The sequence below is a fragment of the Streptomyces sp. NPDC042002 genome, assembly GCF_055588305.1.
In genome coordinates this window covers 123,369-149,130 of the sequence record NZ_JBVJCT010000021.1, presented here as the reverse complement: position 1 = coordinate 149,130, position 25,762 = coordinate 123,369, and the positions used below count along the sequence as shown (strand labels likewise).

Below are 25,762 nucleotides of genomic sequence, written 5' to 3'. Positions count from 1 at the left end.
TGGACGACGGTGTGCTGGACTCCCTGACCGCCGAGCGGTTCGCGTCGGTGCTGCGGGCCAAGGCGGACTCCGCCCGCAACCTGCACGAGCTCACCATCGAACTCGGTATCGAGCTCGATGCGTTCGTGCTGTTCTCCTCCATGAGTGGCACGCTCGGTGCGGCGGGTCAGGCCAACTACGCCGCCGCCAACGCCTACTTGGACGCCCTGGCCGAGCAACGCCATGCCGACGGGCTGGCCGCGACCTCGCTCGCCTGGGGCCCCTGGGCCGAGGGCGGCATGGCCGCCGACGCCGTCCTGGAAGCGCGCTTGCGGCGCGACGGTGTGCCACCGATGGACGCCGATCTCGCCATCACGGCTCTCCACCGGGCCGTCGGCGGCGGCGAGGCAGCGCTGACGCTGGCGCACATCGCGTGGGACCGGTTCCTTCCGGGCTTCGTCGCCGGGCGTCGCAGTGAGTTGTTCGCCGAGCTGCCCGACGTACGCGCGGCGCAGGAACAGGCGCGTACCGCTTCCGGGGCAGACCCTTCCGGCACCCTCGCCGCGCGACTGTCCGCCCTGTCGGCGACTGAGCAGGAGCGAGAGCTGCTGGAGCTGGTCCGTACGCACGTGGCCTCGGTGCTCGGGCACGCCGCCACCGACGCGGTGGGTGCGGAACGCGCGTTCAAGGAGCTGGGCTTCGACTCGCTGACGGCCGTCGAGCTGCGCAACCGGCTCGGTGCCGCCACCGGTCTGAAGCTCGCGGCCACCCTGGTCTACGACTACCCGAGCGCGGCATCGCTCGCCGCGTACCTGCGGGCCGAACTGGTGGGCGGAGTCGAGGTGTCCGGCGCGGTGCTGCCGGCCGTGGCCGTCTCCACCGACGATCCGATCGCGATCGTCGCGATGAGCTGCCGCTTCCCCGGCGGCGTGGCCACGCCCGAGGACCTGTGGCGGCTCCTGGCCGAGGGCCGGGACGCCGTCTCCGGCTTCCCCACCGACCGAGGCTGGGACCTCGACCGGATCTACAGCCCGGACCCGGACCGGTCCGGTACCTCGTACACGTGTGAGGGCGGTTTTCTCGACGGCGCCGCGGACTTCGACGCCGAGTTCTTCGGCATCTCGCCGCGTGAGGCCCTGGCCATGGACCCGCAGCAGCGGCTGCTCCTTGAGACCTCGTGGGAGGTGTTCGAGCGGGCCGGTATCGACGTGGCCGCGCTACGCGGCAGCCGTACCGGTGTGTTCGTCGGCACCAACGGCGGCGACTACCTCTCCCTGGTCGCCCGCGAAGCCGACGGCCTGGAAGGACACTTGGGCACCGGCAACGCCGGCAGCGTGATGTCCGGCCGCATCTCCTACGCACTGGGCCTTGAGGGTCCGGCGGTCACGGTCGACACGGCCTGCTCCTCCTCGTTGGTCGCGTTGCACTGGGCGATCCAGGCGCTGCGCAACGGCGAGTGCGAGATGGCGCTGGCCGGCGGTGTGACCGTGATGTCCACCCCGGAGAACTTCATCGACTTCAGCAGGCAGCGTGGGCTGGCGGCGGACGGCCGGATCAAGGCGTTCGCGGCTTCCGCGGACGGTACGGGCTGGGGTGAGGGGGTCGGCATGCTGCTTGTGGAGCGGCTGTCCGACGCTCGGCGTAATGGCCATCCCGTGCTTGCCCTTGTCCGTGGCTCGGCGGTGAACCAGGACGGCGCGTCCAACGGGCTCACGGCGCCGAACGGGCCGTCCCAACAGCGGGTCATCCGGGCCGCGTTGGCCAGTGGCGGTCTCGCTCCGGCTGACGTGGACGTGGTCGAGGCGCATGGTACGGGGACGCGGTTGGGTGACCCGATCGAGGCGCAGGCGCTGCTGGCGACGTACGGCCAGGACCGTCCCGAGGGCCGGCCGCTGTTGCTCGGTTCGGTGAAGTCGAACATCGGGCACACCCAGGCCGCCGCCGGAGTCGCCGGCGTGATGAAGATGGTCCTCGCCATGCAGCACGGGGTGCTGCCGCCTACCTTGCACGTGGATGAGCCGACGGCGCAGGTTGATTGGTCGGCCGGTGCTGTCTCGTTGCTGACGGAGTCGGTGGTGTGGCCGGAGACGGGTCGGCCTCGTCGTGCGGGTGTCTCTTCGTTCGGTATCAGTGGGACGAACGCGCACACGATCGTGGAGCAGGCTCCGGAGCTGGTGGCCGAGGCGGGGGCGCAGGTGTCGGGGCAGCCGGTACTGCCGATGCGTTCGGTGCCGTTCCTGCTGTCGGCGAGGAGTGCGGAGGCGTTGTGTGGTCAGGCGGCCGCGTTGCATGCCCATCTCGGTGAGCGGGCGGACGCCGGCCTGGCCGACGTTGGCTTCTCTCTGGCGGCCGGGCGTTCGGTTTTTGAGCGTCGTGCGGTTGTGGTGGCCGGTGATCGGGAGGGGTTGCTGGCCGGGTTGGCCGGTCTGGCGCAGGGCTCGGGTGGGCCGGGGGTGGTGTCAGGCACACCGCTGTCGGGGAAGACCGCGTTCCTGTTTACGGGGCAGGGGAGTCAGCGGCTGGGGATGGGCCGGGAGTTGTATGCCGGGTACCCGGTGTTCGCCGATGCCTTCGACGCGGTGTGCGCGCACCTGGACGTTGATGTGCCGCTCAAGGACGTGGTGTTCGGCGACGACGCGCAGACGTTGAACCGTACGGAGTTCGCGCAGCCTGCGTTGTTCGCGGTGGAGGTTGCGTTGTTCCGGTTGTTCGAGTCGTGGGGTGTGAAGCCGGAGTTCGTGTCCGGGCACTCGATCGGTGAGATCGCGGCTGCGCATGTGGCGGGGGTGTTCTCGCTGGGGGACGCGTGCCGGTTGGTGTCGGCGCGTGGTCGGTTGATGCAGGCGCTGCCGGAGGGCGGGGTGATGATCGCGCTTCAGGCGACGGAGGCGGAGGTCGCTCCGCTGCTCAACGAGTGCGTCAGCATCGCCGCCGTCAACGGCCCGCGGTCGGTGGTGATCGCGGGTGATGCGGATGAGGCCGAGAGGATCGCGGGGTCGTTCGGCGACCGCAAGTCGAAGCGGCTCACGGTCAGTCACGCGTTTCATTCGCCGCACATGGACGGGATGCTGGACGACTTCCGTGCCGTGGCGGAGGGCTTGACGTACGGGCTGCCGAAGATATCGGTGATCTCGAATGTGAGCGGTGCTCTCGTTTCGGAGCAGTTGACGCGGCCGGAGTTCTGGGTCCGGCATGTCCGGGAGGCGGTCCGCTTCGCCGACGGCATCCGCACCCTGGAAGCCGCAGGCGTGACCACGTACCTCGAACTCGGCCCGGACGGGGTTCTCTCCGCCATGGCCCAGGACTGCGTGGAGAATGCCGACGCCGTCTTCGTCCCAGTCCTCCGCGCCGGGCGCGACGAGGCGGACACCCTCACCACCGCTCTCGCCCGAGTTCACACCCACGGCACGCGCGTCGACTGGGCCGCGTACTTCGCCGGTATCGGGGCACACCGCGTGGACCTCCCCACGTACGCCTTCCAGCGCTCGCGCTACTGGCCCGCCGTGACGGCGTACCACCTGGGCGACGTCGAGGCGATCGGCCTGGACGACACCGGGCATCCGCTGCTGAGCGCGGGCGTGGCCCTGCCCGAGTCCGACGGCATGGTCTTCGCCGGACGCCTCTCGCTCGACTCGCATCCCTGGATCGGCGACCACGTGATCCACGGCGGCGTGCTGCTGCCGGGAACGGCGTTCGTGGACCTGGCGGTCCGGGCGGGTGACCAGGTCGGGTGCGACATGGTCGAGGAGTTGACGCTGGAGGCTCCGCTGGTGCTGCCTGCGCGCGGTGGCGTGCAACTTCAGCTTGTCGTGGAGGCCCCGGACGGTGCGGGCCGGCGTTCGTTCAGTGTGCACTCGCGTCGGCAGGACGCGTTGGCGGAGGAGCCGTGGACCCGGCACGCCTCCGGCGCGCTCCTCGCAGGCGGGGTCGGCACTGAGACCTCGGAATTCGCCGAGCTCGCCGTCTGGCCCCCGGCCGGTGCCGTACCCGTGGACGTACGCGACCTGTACGCGGAGCTGGTGGCCGACGGTCTCGGGTACGGTCCGCTGTTCCAGGGGCTGACGGCTGCGTGGCGGCGTGGTGGGGAGTTGTTCACGGAGGTGACGCTGCCTGAGGCCGGGCGGCGTGAGGCGGCTCGGTTCGGGGTGCATCCCGCGCTGCTGGACGCCGGTCTGCACGCCATCGGGTACGGCGATGCCGCGGAGGCCGCGCTGCTGCCGTTCGCCTGGTCGGGCGTCACGCTGCACGCGGCGGGCGCCACCGGGCTGCGCATGCGACTCACCCCGCTTTCCGCGGACGACCCGTACACCCTCGCCCTGCACGTCGCGGATGAGACCGGGCGCCCCGTTGCGACCGTCGACGCGCTCACCCTGCGCGTGGCCTCGGCCGAGCAGGTCCGGGCGGCTGATGGTGGTCATCTGGAATCGTTGTTCCGGGTGGAGTGGGTGCCGGTCGCCGCTGGTGCGGCGGGTGTCGACGGGCAGCGTTGGGCCGTTCTGGGTCGCGATGTGCACGGGCTGGCGGCCTGCGGGGCTCGGGTGACCGAGTACCCGGACGTCGTCGCGCTCTCCGCCGCGGTCAGCGCGGGCGAGCCGCTGCCGGACGTCGTCTTCGCCTCCTCGCCTGTCCCGGAGGGCCACGATGTGCCGGCTGCTGTGCATGCGGCGGTGACTGACGCGCTGGCCACTCTCCAGGCGTGGTTCGCCGACGAACTCCTCACCGGAGTAAGGCTGGTATGGCTAACGGCTGGTGCCGTGGCGAACGGGTCCGATACGAGCGCCGTTGACCCTGTCGGTGGTGCGGTGCGTGGGTTGTTGCGTTCGGCGCAGTCTGAGAATCCGGGTCAGTTGGTGATGGTCGATCTGGATGGTCGGGTCGGGTCGTTGTCGGTGTTTTCTGCTGCTCTGGCTGTCGGTGAGCCTGAACTCGCTGTGCGGGGTGGGGTGGTGAGTGTTCCGAGGCTGGCCCGTGTTCCGGTGGGTGAGCGTGTGGGTGAGGTGTCGGGGCTGTTGGGTGAGTCTCCCGGGACGGTTCTTGTGACGGGTGCGACGGGTGTGCTCGGTCGGCTTTTCGCCCGTCACCTGGTTGTGGAGCATGGTGCTCGCAGGCTGTTGTTGCTCAGCCGTCGTGGTGCGGATGCTGCTGGTGCTGCGGAACTGCTTGCCGAGTTGGGTGGGTTGGGTGCCGAGGCGGAGCTGGTCGCCTGTGATGTGGCGGACCGTGATGCGCTTGCCGCCGTGTTGGGTTCAGTGTCCGCCGAGTGGCCGCTCACTGCGGTGGTGCATGCGGCTGGTGTCCTGGACGACGGTGTGATCGCTTCGCTCACGCCGGAGCGGGTTGCGGGGGTGTTGCGGCCGAAGGTTGATGCTGCTTGGTATTTGCATGAGTTGACGCGGGGTCTTGATCTGTCCGCGTTCGTGTTGTTCTCGGGTGCGGCTGCTGCTTTTGGTGCGGCTGGTCAGGGCAGTTATGCGGCGGCCAACGCGTTTTTGGAGGTGCTTGCCGAGCGGCGTCGTGGTGAGGGGCTGTGTGCGACTGCGCTTGCGTGGGGTTTGTGGGCTCCGCAGGAGGGCGGGATGGCGGGGCGGCTCGACGAGGTGGATCTGCGGCGTATGGCCCGTGACGGGATGGGTGCGCTGTCCGGGGTGGAGGGTGTGGCGCTGTTCGACACGGCGATGGCGGTGGATGCGCCGGTGTTGTTGCCGATGCGGTTGGACGTGGGGGTGCTGCGCACTCAGGCGGTGTCCACCGGTGTCACGGTGGCGTTGTTGCGTGATCTGGTGCGGGTCCCCGTCCGGCGCCGCGCCGAGCAGCGGTCCGTGGTGGAGGGCGGGTCTCCGTTGGCGGTCCGGCTGGCCGGTCTGTCGGCGGGTGAACGTGCTGCGCTGGTGCTGGAGTTGGTGCGTGGTCGTGTCGCGTCGGTGCTCGGTCATGCGGGTGCTGGGGTGGTCGAGGCCGACCGTGCTTTCAAGGAGTTGGGTTTCGACTCGTTGACGGCGGTGGAGCTGCGCAACGTGCTGAAGCAGGAGACGGGGCTTCGGCTGTCGCCGACCCTGGTCTTCGATTATCCGACCCCGAGCGCCCTCGCCCGGCACCTGCTCACCGAGATCGGCGGCGTCGAAACCGCTGGCATCGACTCTGCCGGCGTGGGCCACCGGTCCGGCCGCGCAGTAGGCCGCACCGCGCCGGTCGCGCTGGACGATGATCCGGTCGTGATCGTGGGCATGGGCTGTCGTTTTCCGGGTGGTGTCCGCTCGCCCGAGGACCTGTGGCGGCTTGTCGCCACTGGCGGCGACGGCATCACCGCCTTCCCCGTCGACCGCGGCTGGGACATCGACTCGCTCTACCACCCGGATCCGGACCACACCGGTACCTCGTACACACGTGAGGGCGGTTTCCTGCACGATGCCGCCGAGTTCGACGCGGAGTTCTTCGGGATCTCGCCGCGTGAGGCGCTGGCGATGGACCCGCAGCAGCGGTTGCTGCTGGAGACGTCGTGGGAGGCGTTCGAGCGGGCCGGTATCGACCCGGCCTCGATGCGCGGCAGTCGCACCGGCGTCTTCGCCGGTGTGATGTATCACGACTACGCCATCGGTGACGGCGGCGAACTGCCCGAGGGCGTCGAGGGCTACCTCGGCACCGGCACCTCCGGCAGCATCGCCTCCGGCCGGCTCTCGTACGTGTTCGGCCTGGAAGGCCCGGCCGTCACCGTCGACACGGCCTGCTCGTCGTCGCTGGTCGCGCTGCACCTCGCCGCGCAGGCGCTGCGTAACGGTGAGTGCGACATGGCGCTCGCCGGTGGTGTCGCGGTCATGGCGACGCCGGAGACTTTCGTGGACTTCAGCCGGCAGCGCGGTCTGTCGGTGGATGGCCGTTGCAAGTCGTTCGCGGCGGCTGCCGACGGCACGGGCTGGGGCGAGGGCGTGGGCATGCTGCTCGTGGAGCGTCTGTCCGACGCGCGCCGCAACGGGCATCCCGTCCTGGCCGTGGTGCGTGGTTCGGCCGTCAACCAGGACGGCGCGTCCAACGGTCTGACCGCTCCGAACGGTCCCTCGCAGCAGCGTGTCATCCGTGAAGCGCTCGCCAGTGCCGGTCTGTCGACGTCCGAGGTGGACGCGGTGGAGGCGCACGGGACGGGGACGCGGTTGGGTGATCCGATCGAGGCGCAGGCGCTGTTGGCGACGTACGGGCAGGACCGTCCGGCGGGGCTGCCGCTGCACCTGGGGTCGGTCAAGTCGAACATCGGGCACACGCAGGCCGCGGCCGGTGTCGCGGGCATCATCAAGATGGTCATGGCCATGCGCCACGGCGTGCTGCCCCAAACGCTGCACGTCGACGAGCCGACTCCACAGGTGGACTGGGACGCGGGTGCCGTCTCGCTGCTGGCAGCGGAGGTGGCGTGGCCGGAGACGGGCCGCCCGCGTCGGGCGGGCGTGTCGTCGTTCGGCATCAGCGGCACCAACGCTCACACGATCATCGAGCAGGCCCCAGAACCGGAGGCTTCTCCGGTGGCGGAGGTCGGTGTGGTGCCGTGGGCGCTGTCCGGGAAGAGTTCGGAGGCCCTGCGGGACCAGGCGCGAGCACTGCTCGCGTATGCGACGGGTGCTCCGGAAGTGGCTGCGAGCGAGATCGGGCGTGCCCTGGCGCTGGGCCGTGTCTCGTTCGAGGAGCGGGCCGCTGTCGTGGCGGGTGACCGCGAGGGGTTGCTGGCCGGGCTGGCCGCCCTCGTCGAGGGGCGCGTCGTCCCGGGTGTCGTCAGCGGTTCCGCTGTCGGTGGCAGGCTCGCCTTCCTGTTTACGGGGCAGGGGAGTCAGCGGCTGGGTATGGGGCGGGAGTTGTACGGGGCGTACCCGGTGTTCGCGGCGGCGCTGGACGCGGTGGCGGAGCAGTTGGAGCTTGCGCGTCCGCTGAAGGACGTGCTTTTCGGGGACGATGTTGAGCTGTTGAACCGTACGGAGTTCGCGCAGCCTGCGTTGTTCGCGGTGGAGGTTGCCCTCTTCCGACTGTTCGAGTCGTGGGGTGTGCGGCCGGAGTTCGTGTCCGGTCACTCGGTCGGTGAGATCGCGGCTGCGCATGTGGCCGGGGTGTTCTCGTTGGAGGACGCCTGCAAGCTGGTGTCGGCGCGTGGCCGGTTGATGCAGGCGCTGCCTGAGGGCGGGGTGATGATCGCCCTTCAGGCCACCGAGGACGAGGTCGCGCCGCTCCTGGGCGAGCGGGTGAGTATCGCGGCGATCAACGGGCCGCAGTCCGTCGTCATCGCGGGTGACGCTGGCGAGGCCGAGAGGATCGCCAGATCGTTCTCCGACCGCAAGTCGAAGCGGCTCACGGTCAGTCACGCCTTCCACTCGCCGCACATGGACGGGATGCTGGACGACTTCCGCGCCGTGGCGGAGTCCCTGACGTACGGGCTGCCGAAGATATCGGTGATCTCGAATGTGAGCGGTGCTCTCGTTTCGGAGCAGTTGACGCAGCCCGAGTTCTGGGTCCGTCACGTCCGTGAGACGGTCCGCTTCGCCGACGGCATCCGCGCGCTGGAGGCCGCGAGCGTCACCATGTACCTCGAACTCGGCCCCGACGGCGTCCTCTCCGCCATGGCACAGGACTGCGTCGAGAACTCCGACGCCGCTGTCTTCGCCCCCGCCCTGCGCGGCGGCCGCGACGAGGCCGAGACGGCCGCTGCGGCCCTCGCCCAGTCATACGTACGGGGCACCAGGATCGACTGGGGCGCCTTCTTCGGCGCCGGCGCCGGCGGCTCATCGCTGACGGCCGACTTGCCGACGTACGCCTTCCAGCGCAAGCGCTACTGGCTGGACCTGTCGGGTGTCGCCCGCGTGGCGGGCGACGGGGCGGACGACGGCTTCTGGGACGCGGTCGAGGAGGCGGACTGGGATTCCCTGACCGCCGAACTGGACGTGGCCGGTGACGCCACTGTCACCGAGTTGTTGCCGGCCCTGTCGGCCTGGCGTAAGCGGCGCAAGGCCGAGTCGGAGGTGGATGGTTGGCGTTACCGGGTCAGCTGGAAGCCGCTGACCGGTAGTTCTGTCGGCGGGCTGAGTGGTAGGTGGCTGGTCGTGTCGACCGACCCGGCCGACGAGACCGACGTGGTGGCCGCGCTGTCGGGTGCGGGTGCCGAGGTGCGTACGCTCGCCGTCGCGGCCGGTGTCGACCGCGCCACGCTGGCCGGGTTGCTCGCAGACCCGGCCGACCTCGCGGGTGTCGTCTCCCTCCTGGATGTGGTGGAGAGCGCCGCTCTCGTGCAGGCGTTGGGTGACGCCGGCGTGGCGGCTCCGCTGTGGGCGGTGACGCGGGGCGCTGTGTCCGTCGGCCGTTCCGACCGGCTCGTCGCCCCGGTTGCCACCGAGGTGTGGGGCCTTGGTCGGGTGGCGGCGCTGGAGCATCCGGACCGTTGGGGTGGTCTGGTCGACGTTCCTGCCGAGTTGGACGAGCGGGCCGGGGCGCGTCTGGTGGGCGTGTTCGCCGGTGCGAATCCGGGCGAGGACCAGGTCGCGGTGCGGGGCTCGGGTGTCTTCGGCCGTCGCCTCGTCCGTGCGCCTCGCGGTCAGGGCTCGTGGACCCCGTCCGGCACCGTCCTGGTCACCGGCGGCACGGGCGCCCTGGGCGGCAAGGTCGCCCGGAGGTTGGCCGCCGAGGGTGCCGAACGCCTGGTGCTGACCAGCCGTCGAGGCATGGATGCCCCGGGTGCGGCCGAACTGGCGCACGAGCTGGCCGACTCGGGTGTGGACGTGTCCGTCGTCGCGTGTGATGCCGCCGACCGGGACGCGCTGCGCGAGCTGCTGGCGGCCGAGGCGGACGGCCTGACGGCCGTGGTCCACACCGCAGGCGTCCTCGACGACGGCATGCTCGACACGCTCACCCCGGTCCGATTCGCCACAGTCCTGCGGGCCAAGGCGGACTCGGCCCGCAACCTGCACGAGCTCACCGTCGAACTCGGCATCGGGCTCGATGCGTTCGTGCTGTTCTCCTCCATGAGCGGCACCATCGGCACGGCGGGTCAGGCCAACTACGCCGCCGCCAATGCCTACTTGGACGCCCTGGCCGAGCAGCGTCGCGCCGACGGGTTGGCCGCGACCTCGCTGGCCTGGGGCCCGTGGGCCGACGGCGGCATGGCCGCCGACCAGGCGCTGGAGGCCCGCATGCGCCAGGGCGGCGTGCCGCCGATGGCGCCCGATGCGGCGCTTACGGCGATGGTTCGCAGCGTCGGCTCCACCGAGGCGGCCCTGCTGGTGGGCGACCTGGACTGGCGGCGCTACGCCCCGACCCTCACCGCCGTACGGCCGTCCGGTCTGCTGGCCGAGCTGCCCGAGGCGCGGGCCGAGGCGGCGGCGTCGGCCGGTTCCTCCGGAGGGGCCGTACCGCTGGCGGCGCGTCTGGCCGGCCTCGCGCGGGCCGAGCAGGAGAAGGAGCTGCTGGCGCTGGTCCGTACACAGGTGGCGGCCGTGCTCGGGCACGGCGGATCGGAGTCCGTGGGGGCCGAACGCGCCTTCAAGGAGCTGGGCTTCGACTCGCTCACCGCCGTCGAGCTGCGCAACCGGCTCGGTGCCGCCACCGGTGTGCGCCTGTCCGCGACGCTCGTCTTCGACTATCCGACGGCGGCGTCCCTGGCGCAGCACCTGCGGCACGAACTGCTGGGCAGTCAACCGGTGTTGGAGGCAGTGCCGACGACCACGCCCGCGGTGGACGACGACCCGATCGCGATCGTGGCGATGAGCTGCCGCTTCCCCGGCGGCGTACGGACCCCCGAGGATCTCTGGAAGCTCCTGCTCGAAGGCGGCGACGCCATAGGGGAGTTCCCGACCGACCGCGGGTGGGACCTCGACAAGCTCTACAGCCCCGACCCCGACAAGCAGGGCACCTTCTACGCCCGTGAGGGCGGGTTCCTGTACGAAGCGGCCGAGTTCGACGCGGATTTCTTCGGGATCTCGCCGCGCGAGGCGCTGGCGATGGATCCGCAGCAGCGACTGCTCCTCGAAACCTCGTGGGAGGCCTTCGAACGGGCGGGCATCGACCCGAACTCGCTGCGCGGCAGCCAGGCCGGTGTGTTCGTCGGTACCAACGGCCAGGACTACGGGGCGACATTGCGTGCGGTGCCGGACGGCATCGAGGGCTTCCTCGGCACGGGCAGCGCGGCGAGCGTCGTCTCCGGCCGCCTTTCCTACGCCTTCGGTCTTGAGGGTCCGGCGGTGACCGTCGACACGGCCTGCTCGGCGTCGCTGGTCGCACTGCACTGGGCGGCCCAGGCGCTGCGCAACGGCGAGTGCGACCTGGCCCTCGCGGGCGGTGCGACCGTGATGTCGTCCCCGGGCGCGTACATCGACTTCAGCCGCCAGCGCGGCCTGGCGGCGGACGGTCGGGTCAAGGCGTTCGCCGCCACGGCCGACGGCACGGGCTGGGGTGAGGGCGTGGGCATGCTCCTGGTGGAGCGGCTGTCCGACGCCCGCCGCAACGGTCACCCCGTCCTCGCGGTGGTGCGTGGCTCGGCGATCAATCAGGACGGTGCGTCCAACGGTCTTACCGCGCCGAACGGTCCGTCCCAACAGCGAGTCATACGTGCCGCGTTGGCGAATGCCGGGCTGTCCACCGGCGAGGTGGACGCGGTGGAGGCGCACGGCACCGGCACCCGGCTGGGCGACCCCATCGAGGCGCAGGCCCTGTTGGCGACGTACGGGAAGGACCGTCCGGAGGGGCTGCCGCTGCACCTGGGGTCGATCAAGTCGAACATCGGGCACACACAGGCCGCGGCCGGTGTCGCGGGCGTGATCAAGATGGTGCTCGCGATGCGCCACGGCGTGCTCCCGCCCACGCTGCACGTGGACGAGCCGACGCCGCACGTCGACTGGGAGGCGGGCGACATCTCGCTGCTCACCGAGGCGACGGCGTGGCCGGAGACCGGCCGTCCGCGCCGGGCCGGCATCTCCTCGTTCGGCTTCAGCGGGACGAACGCGCACACCGTCCTTGAGCAGGCCCCCGCCTCCCCGGAGGAGGATCTGCCCGTCCCGACGTCCCCCGACGAAGTCGTGCCGTGGCTCCTGTCGGCCAAGTCCGACGCGGCCCTGCGGTCCCAGGCCCGTGCGTTGCGCACCCGGGTCGCCTCCGACGGCTCGCTGGCCCCGACCGACATCGCCCACACCCTCGCCACCTCCCGGGCCGCCCTGGACCACCGCGCGGTGGTCGTCGGCGCAGACCGGGACGCCTTCCTCGCGGCGCTCGACGCGCTGGCGGCGGGCGACCAGACGCCGGGAACGGTGCGCGGCACCGCCACCGACGGCGCACTCGCCTTCCTGTTCACGGGGCAGGGGAGTCAGCGGCTGGGTATGGGGCGGGAGTTGTATGTGTCCCAGTCGGCGTTCGCCGTGGCGTTGGACGCGGTGGCGAGCCGGATGGACCTCGAACTCCCGCTGAAGGACGTGCTGTTCGGCGAGGACGTCGAACTGTTGAACCGTACGGAGTTCGCGCAGCCCGCGTTGTTCGCGGTCGAGGTGGCGTTGTTCCGGCTGGTGGAGTCGTGGGGTGTGCGGCCGGACTTTGTTGCCGGGCATTCGGTCGGTGAGATCGCGGCGGCGCATGTGGCCGGTGTGTTGTCTCTGGATGACGCGTGCAGGCTGGTGTCGGCGCGTGGCCGGTTGATGCAGGCCCTTCCCGAGGGTGGGGTGATGATCGCGTTGGAGGCGACCGAGGCCGAGGTCGTGCCGCTGCTGTCGGAGCGGATGAGCGTCGCGGCGATCAACGGGCCCCGGTCCGTGGTGATCGCGGGCGACCTGGACGAGGTCGAGAGGGTTGTCCGCTCGTTCAGGGACCGTAAGTCCAAGCGGCTGGCGGTCAGTCACGCGTTCCACTCGCCCCACATGGACGGCATGTTGGCCGACTTCCGCAAGGTGGCGGAGGGCTTGGCCTACGAGAACCCGCAGATCGCGGTGGTGTCGAACCTGACCGGCACGGTGGTCACCGACGACATGGCCGACCCCGACTTCTGGGTCCGCCACGTTCGCGAGGCGGTCCGCTTCGCCGACGGCATCCGCACCCTGGAGACCCAGGGCGTCACCACCTACATGGAGTTGGGCCCCGACGGGATCCTCTCGACCATGGCCCAGGACTGCGTCGAGAACGAGAACGCCGTCTTCACCCCCGCCCTTCGAGGCGGCCGTGACGAAATCCGGACCGCTCTGGCGGCCCTCGCCACGGCATACGCCCACGGGGCGCGCGTCGACTGGGCGACGTACTTCGCCGGTAAGGGCGCCGGGCGCGTGGACCTGCCCACGTACGCCTTCCAGCGCAAGCGCTACTGGCTGGAGGAGGCGGTGGTCACCGGTGCGACGACCGGGGGAACGGACGCCCGTGGCGCGACGGACGCCGAGTTCTGGGCGGCCGTGGACACGGCGGACCCGGCCGCGCTGTCCGGCGCGCTGGGCGTGGACGCCGACCAGCCGCTCAGCGCCCTGCTGCCCGCACTGTCCGCCTGGCGGCGCAAGCGCGCCGAGCGAACCGTCGCGGACGGGTGGCGGTACGCCGTCACCTGGCGCCCGGCGGGCCTGCCGGTCGGCGCCCGGCCCACCGGGACCTGGCTGCTGGTGACACCCGAGGGCGGGCACCCGGTCGCCGACGCGGTGCGGACGGCCCTGGCCGGGGCCGGTACGGACGTACGCGAAGTGACCCCCGCGGCGCCCGCCGCCGACCGTGCGGCGCTGGCCGACCGGCTGCGCGCTGCGCTCGCCGGCGACACGGCCGACGGCGTGCTGTCCCTGTTGGCGCTCGCGGAGGCCCCGCGCCCCGCCCACCCGGCGGTGCCGCATTCCGCCCACCCGGCGGTGCCGACCGGCCTGATCCAGACGGGGGTTCTCGTCCAGGCCCTCGGCGACGCAGGGATCGACGCCCCACTGTGGTGCGCCACCCTCGGTGCCGTGGCCGCCACCCCGGCCGAGAAGGTCGAGAGCGTGGCCCAGGCGCAGGTCTGGGGCCTGGGCAGGGTCGTCGCACTGGAGCATCCGGAGCGCTGGGGCGGGCTCGTGGACCTGCCGGTCGTGCGGGACGAGCGGACCGGCGACCGGCTGCTCGCCGCGCTCGCCGGAGCGGGCGACGAAGACCAGCTTGCCGTACGTGCCTCAGGGCTGCTGGCCCGTCGCATGGGCCACGCCGCGACCGGCGGCGATCTCCCCGAGGGGCGCACCGCGTGGACCCCGCGCGGCACGGTCCTCGTCACCGGAGGCACCGGGGCACTCGGCGGGCACGTCGCCCGCTGGCTTGCGGACGCCGGGGCCGAGCACGTGGTACTGGCAGGCCGGCGCGGACCGGGCGCGCCGGGAGCAGACGAACTGACGCGGGAAATCGAGGAGTTGGGTGCACGTGCCACGGTCGTCGCCTGCGACGTGACCGACCGGGACGCGGTGTCCGGACTGCTCGCCGGGCTGACCGGCCTGACGGCGGTCTTCCACACCGCGGGTGCCGGCCAGTTCGCGCCGCTCGACGAGACCACGCCCGGCGAGCTCGCCGACGTGGTCGACGCCAAGGTCACCGGCGCCACACACCTGGACGAGTTGCTGGGCGACACGGAGTTGGACGCCTTCGTCCTCTTCTCCTCCATCGCCGGCGTCTGGGGCAGCGGCGGCCAGGCCGCCTACGCCGCCGCCAACGCCCACCTGGACGCCCTAGCGCAGCGGCGCCGAGCCGACGGCCGCGCGGCCACCTCCGTGGCCTGGGGCCCGTGGGACGGCGGCGGTCTGGTAGCCGACGAGGAAGCCGCCGGGCAGCTGCGTCGTCGCGGACTGGCCCCCATGGCACCGGAGTTCGCGATCGGTGCCCTCCAGCAGGCGCTGGACACGGACGACACCACAGTGACGGTCGTGGACGTCGACTGGGAGCGGTTCGTACCGGCCTTCGTCGCGGCCCGCCCCCGGCCGCTCATCGCCGATCTGCCCGAGGTGCGCCGCGCGCTCGCCGAGGAACAGCAGGCGGCAGCCGGCGCCCAAGTCGCCGATATGGCAGCCGCGTTGCGGGGCAAGTCGGCAGAGGAGGCGGAACGCGTCGCGCTGGACATGGTCCGTACGCATGTCGCGGCCGTGCTCGGCCACGACGGCGCGGCCGAGATAGCGGCCACGCACGCCTTCAAGGAACTGGGCTTCGACTCGCTGACGGCAGTCGAACTGCGCAACCGCCTCAACTCCGCCACCGGACTGAAGCTTTCGGCCGCGCTGGTCTTCGACCACCCGACCCCGACCGCACTGGCCGCCCACATCCGGGCGGAACTCCTGGGCGAGGACACCTCGGCACCGCTGCCTGCCCTCGCCGAGATCGACAAACTGGAATACCTCCTCTCCTCGGTCCCCGAGGACACCACCGAACGCGCCCGCGTCACCGCACGGCTCGAAGCGCTCCTGGCCGACTGGAACAGGGCGGAGCGAGCGGTCATCGGAGAGGGCGACGAGGAATCCCTCGACTCGGTATCCGCCGACGACCTCTTCGACATCATCAACAACGAATTCGGAAAATCCTGACCTGATGACCGATCCGATGACCGATCCGATGACCGATCCGATGACCGATCCGATGACCGATCCGATGATCGAGCCCCCTTTCCGCATCCATTCCGCAGTTTCCCAGGAGGTGACGTTCCGATGACCGGCGCGAACGAAGAAAAACTGCTCGAAAACCTGAAGTGGATGACCGCGGAGCTGCGCCGAGCCCGGCGCCGCCTCCAGGAGACCGAGGCGGATGCCCGGGAGCCGATCGCGATCGTGGCGATGAGCTGCCGTTTCCCCGGCGGCGTGCGATCGCCCGAGGACCTGTGGCACCTGGTGGCCGAGGGCGGCGACGCCATCTCCGGCTTTCCCGGCGACCGGGGCTGGGACGTCGCGTCCCTCGCCGACCCCGACCCGGACAAGAAGGGCACCTTCTACAACACCGGCGGCGGATTCCTCGACGGCGCGACGGAATTCGACCCCGGATTCTTCGGGATCTCCCCGCGCGAGGCCCTCGCCATGGACCCGCAGCAGCGGCTGCTGCTTGAGACCTCCTGGGAGGTCTTCGAACGCGCCGGCATCGACCCCACCGAGGTCCGCGGCAGCCGCACCGGCGTCTACGTCGGCGCGGGCGCCATGGGCTACGGCTCCGACCTCGTAGAGGTCCCGGAAGGACTGGAGGGCCTGCTGCTCACGGGCGCCGCCACCAGCGTCCTGTCCGGCCGGCTCGCGTACGTCTTCGGACTCGAGGGCCCGGCCGCCACCATCGACACCGCCTGCTCGTCCTCGCTGGTCGCCCTGCACCTGGCCGCCCAGGCACTGCGTCAGCGCGAGTGTTCGCTCGCCCTGGTCGGCGGCGTGTGCGTGATGCCCAACCCGGACGTCTTCGTCGAGTTCAGCCGGCAACGTGGGCTCGCCGCCGACGGGCGCTGCAAGTCCTTCGCCGCCTCCGCGGACGGCACCGGCTGGTCCGAGGGCGTCGGAGTGCTCCTCGTGGAGCGTCTGTCCGACGCCCGGCGCAACGGGCACCAGGTCCTCGCCGTCGTGCGTGGTTCCGCCGTCAACCAGGACGGCGCCAGCAACGGCCTCACCGCCCCCAACGGGCCCGCCCAGCAGCGCGTCATCCGCCAGGCCCTGGAGAACGCCCAGCTCTCCGCGGCCGAGGTCGACGTGGTCGAGGCGCACGGCACCGGCACCACCCTCGGCGACCCCATCGAGGCCCAGGCCCTGCTCAACACCTACGGCCAGGACCGGGCCGCCGACAGGCCACTGCGCCTGGGCTCGCTGAAGTCCAACCTCGGACACACCCAGGCCGCCGCGGGTGTCGCGGGCATCATCAAGATGGTCATGGCCATGCGGCACGGCGTATTGCCGAAGACCCTGCACGTGGACGAGCCCACTCCGGCCGTGGACTGGTCCGGCGGCGCCGTCACGCTGCTCACCGAGGCCGAGTCCTGGCCCAGCACCGACGCGCCCCGCCGCGCGGCCGTCTCGGCCTTCGGCGTCAGCGGCACCAACGCGCACACCGTCCTCGAACAGGCCCCCGAGCCTGAGGCCGAGGAGGAGACCACCGCGCCGGTCACCGCTCCCGCCGTGCTGCCCTGGACCCTCTCCGGCCACAGCGACGCCGCCCTGCGCGCCCAGGCCGCCCGGCTGCACACCGCGGCCGGTACCGACCTCGTCGACGCGCGCCCGCTCGACCTCGCCCACTCACTCGCCACCACCCGCGCCGCCCAGGAGCACCGCGCCGTGCTCATCGGCCGCACCGGCGACGATCTGACCCGCACCCTCGCGGCCCTCGCCGAGGGGGAGCCGGCCCCCGGACTGGTGCGGGGCACGGCCACCAAGGCCGGTCGCACGGCGGTCCTGTTCACGGGGCAGGGGAGCCAGCGGCTCGGCATGGGGCGCGAGTTGTACGGGGCGTACCCGGTCTTCGCGGCGGCGCTGGACGCGGTCGCGGAGCGGCTGGAGCTCGAAGTGCCGCTGAAGGACGTGTTGTTCGGCGAGGACGCCGAGTTGCTGAATCGCACGGAGTTCGCGCAGCCGGCGCTGTTCGCGGTGGAGGTCGCCCTCTTCCGGTTGTTCGAGTCGTGGGGTGTGAAGCCGGACTTCGTTGCCGGTCACTCGGTTGGTGAGATCGCGGCTGCACATGTGGCCGGGGTGCTGAGCCTGGAGGATGCCTGCAAGTTGGTGGCTGCCCGGGGTCGGCTGATGCAGGCGCTGCCGGAGGGTGGCGTGATGATCGCCCTCCAGGCCACGGAGGACGAGGTCGCTCCGCTGCTCAACGAGCGCGTGAGTGTCGCCGCGGTCAACGGGCCGCGGTCCGTGGTGATCGCGGGTGATGCGGATGACGCCGAGCGGATCGCCGGATCGTTCTCCGGTCGCAAGTCGAAGCGGCTCACAGTCAGCCACGCGTTCCACTCGCCGCACATGGACGGCATGCTCGACGACTTCCGCGCCGTTGCGGAGTCTCTGGCCTATGAGCTTCCGAAGATATCGGTGATCTCGAATGTGAGCGGTGCTCTCGTTTCGGAGCAGTTGACGCGGCCCGAGTTCTGGGTCCGCCATGTCCGTGAGACGGTCCGCTTCGCCGACGGCATCCGCACCCTCGAAGCCGCAGGCGTCACCATGTACCTCGAACTCGGCCCCGACGGCGTCCTCTCCGCCATGGCCCAGGACTGCGTCGAGAACACCGACGCCGACGTCGCTGTCTTCGTCCCCGCCTTGCGCGCAGGAGGCGACGAGGCCGAGACCGCCGTCAGCGCCCTCGCCCTCGCGCACGTCAACGGCACACGCGTCGACTGGGCCGCGTACTTCGCCGGTACGGGCGCGCGCCGGGTCGACCTGCCGACGTACGCCTTCCAGCGCGAGCGCTACTGGCTGGAGCCCGGCGTCGGCGGCACCGCGGACGTGAGCGGGGCCGGGCTGGACCCCGCCGGGCACCCGCTGCTCGGCGCGGCCGTCGCGCTGGCCGACACCGACGGTGTACTGCTCACCGGTCGGCTCACTCCGGGTGCGCGGCCATGGGCCGGGGCCGAGGGCGTGCTGCCCGGTGCCGCGCTCGTCGAGCTCGCCCTGCACGCGGCCGACCGGGCCGGCTGCGGGTACGTCGAGGAGCTGACGCCGGGCGCGCCGCTGACGCTGCCCGCCGAGGGCGCCGTACGGCTCCAGGTGTTCGTGACGGGCGCCGACGAGCGGGGCCGCCGTGCCCTGACCGTCTCCGCGCGCGCCGAGGACGCCCCAAAGGACGCGCCCTGGACCTGCCACGCCCGAGGGGTCGTCGCGCCCACGGCGCCGGCCGCGCGGTTCGAGCTGGCACAGTGGCCGCCGATCGGCGCCGAACCCGTGCCGGCCGACGCGCCGACCTGGACGGACCTGGTCGAGGCCGCCTGGCGGCGCGACGGGGACCTCTTCGTCGAGGTGCGACTGCCCGAGGACGACGCCGAGGCGGGCCGGTTCGGCCTTCACCCGGCGCTGCTCGACGCCGTCGCCCAGGCGGCCCGTGTTCTGGACGCCGAGCCGTCCGTCATCGGCCCGGTGGCGGGCGCCTGGACCGGCGTCGCCCTGCACGCCCACGGCGCCGGCGCGCTGCGCGCCCGTATCCGCTCCCTCGGCGACGGCGCCCTGGCGCTCGACCTCGCCGACGACCTCGGCGACCCGGTCGCCAGCGTGGGCACGCTCGTACCGAACCCCTACGCGCAGGTCGACGAGACCACGCCGGACGTCGTCCGCGACGCGCTGTTCCAGCTCGACTGGGTGCCCGTGAGCCCCGCCGCCGGAGCCTCAGAGGGCTGGGCGGTGCTCGGGACCGACGCGTTCGGTCCCGCCACCCCCGGCGCCACCCCCTACGCCGACCTGGCGGCGCTGACCGCCGCGATCGACGCCGGGGCACCCGTACCGGCTTACGTCGTCGCCCCGTTCGTGCCGGCCGGCCCGGAGGCGGAGGGCGACCGCACCGGAGCGCTGCACACGGCGACGCGCCGCGCGCTCGCGCTCGTCCAGGAGTGGACGGCCGACGAGCGGTTCGCCGACGCGCGCCTGGTCGTGGTGACCCGGGGCGCGGTCGCCGCCCCCGACGAGCCGGTGACCGACCTGGCGCACGCCGCCGTATGGGGCCTGGTGCGCTCCGCCGAGACGGAGAACCCCGGCCGGTTCGTCCTGGCCGACCTGGACGTGTCCGGCGCGGACGTCTCGGCCGGGGTCCTCGCGGCCCTGGCGTGCGGAGAGCCTGAACTCATGCTGCGCGCCGGTGAGTTCCGGGCGCCCCGCCTCACCCGCAGCCGCCCCGGCACCCGTACCGAGGCGTCCGTCCTCGACCCGGACGGCACCGTCCTGATCACCGGCGGCACCGGCACCCTCGCCGGGATCGTCGCCCGTCACTTGGCCGCCGAGCACGGCGTACGGCACCTGCTGCTGCTCAGCCGCCGAGGCGCCGAGGCGCAGGGTGCACCCGAACGTGCCGCCGAACTGGCCCAGTTGGGCGCCGACGTCACCTGGGCGGCCTGCGACGCCGCCGACCGGGAGGCGCTGGCGAGTGTCCTCGCCTCCGTGCCCGCCGAGCACCCGCTGACGGCGGTCGTGCACACCGCCGGTGTCCTCGACGACGGCGTGCTGGCCTCCCTCACGCCCGAGCGCCTGGACGACGTGCTGCGGCCGAAGGCGGACGCCGCGCTCCACCTGCACGAGCTGACCCGGGACCTGCCGCTCGCGGCGTTCGTCCTCTACTCCGCCGTCGCCGGCACCCTCGGTGCGGCCGGCCAGGCCAACTACGCCGCCGCCAACACCCTGTTGGACGCGCTCGCCCAGCACCGCAGCGCCCAAGGACTGCCCGGCACCTCGCTGGCCTGGGGCATGTGGGCCGACGCGAGCACCATGACCGGCGCACTCGACGCGGTCCAACTGCGCCGCATGGAGCGGCACGGTGTGGGCGCGCTGTCCGCCGCCGACGGCATGGCCCTGCTCGACGCGGCCCTCGCCGCCGACCGTGCGCTCCTGGTGCCTGCCCGGCTGAACCTCGCCGCGCTGCGTGCCGCCGCAGGGTCCGGCCCGGTCGCCCCGGTGTTCCGCACGCTCCTGGGCGCCGGCGGCCGACGAAGGGCCCACCTGCGCGCCGGGGGCGGCACGCCGCTCGCCGAGCGGCTGCGGCGGCTGCCCATCGCCGAACAGGACCGCGCCCTGCTCGACCTGGTCCGTAAGCAGGTCGCCGGAACCCTCGGGCACGCCTCGCCCGAACAGGTCGACACGGCAAAGGCGTTCAAGGACCTCGGCTTCGACTCGCTGACCGCCGTAGAACTGCGCAACCGCATGAACACCGCCACAGGGCTGAAGCTCTCCGCCACCCTCGTCTTCGACTACGCCTCGCCCGCCGCCCTCGCCCGCCATCTGCGCGACGAACTCCTCGGCGGACACGCGGACTTCGGGACGGCGGGCGGCGCGGGTGTGCCGCAGACCGCCGTGAGCCTCGCCGACGACCCGATCGCCGTCGTGGGCATGAGCTGCCGCTACCCCGGCGGTGTGCGCACCCCCGAGGACCTGTGGCGGCTCGTCGAATCAGGCGCCGACGCGATCTCCGGGCTGCCCGTGAACCGGGGCTGGGAGACCGCGGGTCGGCTCACCGACCAGAACGGCCGTCCCTTCACCGGCGGGTTCCTGCACGACGCCGACACCTTCGACGCCGACTTCTTCGGGATCTCCCCGCGCGAGGCCCTTGCCATGGACCCGCAGCAGCGGCTGCTGCTGGAAACCGCCTGGGAGGCCGTCGAGCGGGCCGGCATCGACCCGACCGCGCTGCGCGGCAGCCGCGCCGGCGTGTTCGTCGGCGCGGGCTACGGCGCCTACGACGCCCACCTGGAGGAGTCCGGCGCGGACGGCGTGAGCGGCCATGTGATGACCGGCAACGCGGGCAGCGTGCTGTCCGGCCGCGTCTCCTACGTCCTTGGACTCGAAGGCCCCGCGGTCACCGTCGACACCGCCTGCTCCTCCTCGCTCGTCGCCCTGCACTGGGCGGTCCAGGCGCTGCGCAACGGCGAGTGCGACATGGCGCTGGCCGGTGGTGTGACCGTGATGTCCACCCCGGGGACCTTCACCGAGTTCAGTCGGCAAGGCGGGCTGTCTCCCGACGGGCGGATCAAGGCGTTCGCGGCGGCTGCGGACGGTACGGGCTGGGGTGAGGGGGTCGGCATGCTGCTCGTGGAGCGCCTGTCGCAGGCCCGGGCCAAGGGTCACCTGGTTCTCGCGGTGGTCCGTGGCTCGGCCGTGAACCAGGACGGCGCCTCCAACGGGCTCACCGCGCCCAACGGTCCGTCCCAACAGCGTGTCATCCGCGCCGCGTTGGCGAGCGCGGACCTGTCCGCCAACGAGGTCGACGCCGTCGAGGCACACGGCACAGGCACGCGGCTGGGCGACCCGATCGAGGCCCAGGCACTGCTCGCCACGTACGGCCGAGAGCGCGACGCGGACCGGCCTCTGCTGCTCGGCTCCGTCAAGTCCAACCTCGGGCACACGCAGGCCGCGGCCGGTGTCGCGGGCGTCATCAAGATGGTCATGGCGATGCGGAACGGGAGGCTGCCCCGGACCCTGCACGTGGACGAGCCGACGCCGCACGTCGACTGGACGGCCGGGGACATCGCACTGCTCACCGAGGCGGTCGCCTGGCCGGAGACCGGCCGTCCGCGCCGCGTCGGCATCTCCTCCTTCGGTATCGGCGGCACCAACGCCCATACGATCGTGGAGCAGGCCCCGGAGCCGGTGGCCGCCGCGGCGGGGGAGACCCCGACAGAGCCTGCGCACCCGCTGCCGTTCCTGCTCTCGGCCCGTACCGAGGACGCCCTCCGCGCCCAGGCCGCCCGCCTGCTCGCGTCGGTGGAGGCCACCGAGGGGACTACCGAGGGGACGCGCCCGCTCGATCTCGCCCACTCGCTGGCGACCGGTCGCGCGCACCTCGACCGGCGCGCGGCGATCGTCGCCGGGGGCCGCACGGAGCTCACCGAGGCCTTGGCGCGCCTGGCCGCCGGCGAACCGGCGCCCGGCACCGTCACCGGCTCGACCGGCGGCGGCCGCACCGCCTTCCTGTTCACCGGGCAGGGGAGCCAGCGGCTGGGTATGGGGCGGGAGTTGTACGAGGCTCACCCGGTGTTCGCGGAGGCGCTGGACGCGGTGGCGAGCCGGATGGACCTCGAACTGCCGCTGAAGGACGTGCTGTTCGGAGGTGATGCGGAGCTGTTGAACCGTACGGAGTACGCGCAGCCGGCGCTGTTCGCCGTCGAGGTTGCGTTGTTCCGGTTGTTCGAGTCGTGGGGTGTGAAGCCGGGCTTTGTTGCCGGTCATTCGGTCGGTGAGATCGCGGCGGCGCATGTGGCGGGGGTGTTGTCTCTGGACGACGCGTGCAGGCTGGTGTCGGCGCGTGGGCGGTTGATGCAGGCCTTGCCGGAGGGTGGGGTGATGATCGCGCTGGAGGCGACCGACGCCGAGGTCGCGCCGCTCCTGAACGAGCGGGTGAGCATCGCCGCGATCAACGGGCCCCGGTCCGTGGTGATCGCGGGTGACGCGGACGAGGCGGAGCGGATCGCCGGATCGTTCAAGGGCCGTAAGTCCAAGCGCCTGACGGTCAGTCACGCCTTCCACTCGCCGCACATGGACGGCATGTTGGCCGACTTCCGCAAGGTGGCGGAGGGTCTGACCTACGAGTCCCCCCGTATCGCGGTGGTGTCGAACCTGACCGGCACGGTGGTCACCGACGACATGGCCGACCCCGATTTCTGGGTCCGCCACGTCCGTGAGGCCGTCCGCTTCGCCGACGGCATCCGCACCCTCGAAGCCGCCGGCGTGACGACGTACCTCGAACTCGGCCCCGACGGCGTCCTCTCCGCCATGGCCCAGGAGTCCGTCGACAACCCCGACACCACCGTCTTCACCCCCGTCCTGCGCGCAGGACGGGAGGAGACCCACACCCTCACCGCCGCCCTCGCCGTGGCCCACGCCCACGGCAGCCCCGTCGACTGGACCGCGTACTACTCCGGCACGGGTGCCGGGCGCGTCGACCTGCCGACGTACGCCTTCCAGGGGCGGCGCTTCTGGCCCGAGTCCGTCGGCGCGGGCGCCGCGCCCCCCGCCCCCGGTCTCGCGGAGCCGAACGACGTGGACGCCCGGTTCTGGGACGCGGTCGAGCGGGCGGACCTCGCCTCGCTCGTCGGCGCGGAACTTGACGCGGACCGCCCGCTGGCCGACGTACTGCCGGCGCTGTCGGCCTGGCGGCGCGGCGAGCAGGACCGGTCGCGGGTCGACGGCCTGCTCTACCGGGTCGCCTGGCAGCCGTGGTCCGGCGCGCGGACGGGCACGCCCTCGGGCACGTGGCTCGTGGCCGTACCGGCGCCGCACGCCGAGGACGCGTGGGTGCGCGCGCTGACGGACCGGATGGGCGCGGGCGGCGCGCGGGTCGTACCGCTCGTGCTCGACGCCGAGGACGCCGACCCGAGCGTGCTCGGCGGGCGCCTTGCCGCCGTGGACGGGCCGCTCGCCGGTGTGCTCTCCCTGCTGGCGCTGGACGAGCGCCCGCACCCGGACCACCCGGGCGTTCCCGTCGGGCTCGCGCTGACCTCCGCGATGGCCGGCGCGGTCGACGGGCTCGGCGCCCCGCTGTGGTGCGTCACCCGGGAGGCCGTCGCGGCCCTGCCCGACGACACCCTCGCGGGTGCCGCCCAGACGCAGGTCTGGGGCCTGGGCCGGGTCGTCGCCCTGGAGCACCCGGAGAACTGGGGCGGCCTCATGGACCTGCCCGCGATCTGCGACGACCGCGTCCTGGCCGCCGCGATGGCCGTGCTCGACACGGCGGGCGACGAGGACCAGGTGGCGGTCCGTGCCACCGGCACCGTCGTACGGCGCCTGGTGCGCGGTGCCGGGTCAGCCGCGCCCGACTCGGGCTGGACCCCGCGCGGCACCGTCCTCGTCACGGGCGGCACCGGCGCGCTCGGCCGCCACGTGGCGCGCCGGCTCGCCGAGCGCGGCGCCGAGCACCTCGTACTGGTCAGCCGGCGCGGCGCCGACGCCCCCGGGGCGGCCGGCATCGAGGCCGAACTGACCGCGCTCGGTGCCTCCGTGACCCTCGCGGCCTGCGACGTCGCCGACCGTGAGGCGCTGGCCGCACTGGTGGCCGGGCTCGCCCGGGCCGGTACGCCGGTACGGGCCGTGGTGCACGCGGCGGGCGTCTCGCAGCCGCCCGGCACCGCCGAGGACCTGCCCGGATTCGCCCGGGTGGTGGCCGCCAAGACGGCGGGCGCCGTTCACCTGGACGCGCTGTTCGACACGCCGGACTCGCTCGACGCGTTCGTGCTCTTCTCGTCGATCGCGGGCGTGTGGGGCAGCGGCGGCCAGGGCGCGTACGCGGCGGCCAACGCCTTCCTCGACGCGCTCGCCGAGCGGCGCGCGGCCCGCGGCCTGGCCGCCACCGCCGTGGCCTGGGGCCCGTGGGCGGAGGACGGCATGGCCACCGAGGGCGACGCCGAGGAGCAGCTCACCCGCCGCGGCCTGCCGCCCGTCGCCCCCGCCACCAACCTGCTCGCCCTGGAGCGGGCCGTGGCGGGCGGGGACGCGACCCTGACCGTCGCCGACGTGGACTGGGCGCGCTTCGCGCCCGTGTTCGCCGCGGCCCGGCCCCGCCCGCTCGTCGGCGACCTGCCCGAGGTGCGCGACGCGCTGCGCGGCACGGCCGCCGACACGCCGGAGCCCGCCGACGCCACGCCCGAGGCGCTGCGCCGACTGGCCGGGCTGACCGGGGACGAGCGAGCCGCCGCGCTGCTGGAGCTGGTGCGCGAACACACGGCGACGGCCCTCGGCCACGCCTCCGCCGCCGCCATCGCCCCCGAACGGGCCTTCAAGGAGCTCGGGTTCGACTCCCTCACCGCCGTCGAACTGCGCAACCGACTCGGCGCCGCGTGCGGGCTGCGCCTGCCGTCCAGCCTGGTCTTCGACCACCCCAACCCCCAGGCCCTGGCCCGGCACCTGCTGGCGTCCCTGTTCCCCGAGGGCGACGGCACAGCCGTCCCGGTCGTGGACACGGACCCGCGGGACGCCGAACTGCGCCGGACCCTCGCCACCGTGCCGCTGGCACGCGTCCGCGAGGCCGGACTCCTCGACACGCTGCTCCGACTCGCCGGACCTGACACCCCCGGCCCCCTGGACCCGGCCGACGAGGCCGAATCCCTCGAATCCATCGACTCGATGGACCTCCAGAGCCTCCTCGACCTGGCGCTCGACGGCGCCGACGGCTCCGGACACGACGACGACACCGACAGCAACCGATTCTGACGCGCCCGAAG

General features: G+C 72.6%; 2 protein-coding genes. Both read left to right on the top strand.

Features of this window, described 5'->3' with window-relative positions; genetic code table 11:
• Positions 1–15,485 (top strand): type I polyketide synthase (locus ACZ6KY_RS27050; RefSeq protein ID WP_469312886.1); only part of this gene is annotated, 15,485 nt, incomplete at its 5' end.
• A 144-nt stretch (positions 15,486–15,629) separates the two neighbouring features.
• Positions 15,630–25,751, top strand: coding sequence for a type I polyketide synthase (locus ACZ6KY_RS27045; protein ID WP_469312887.1), 10,122 nt, complete (start codon positions 15,630–15,632; stop codon positions 25,749–25,751).
• The last annotated feature ends 11 nt before the right edge of the window (positions 25,752–25,762 follow it).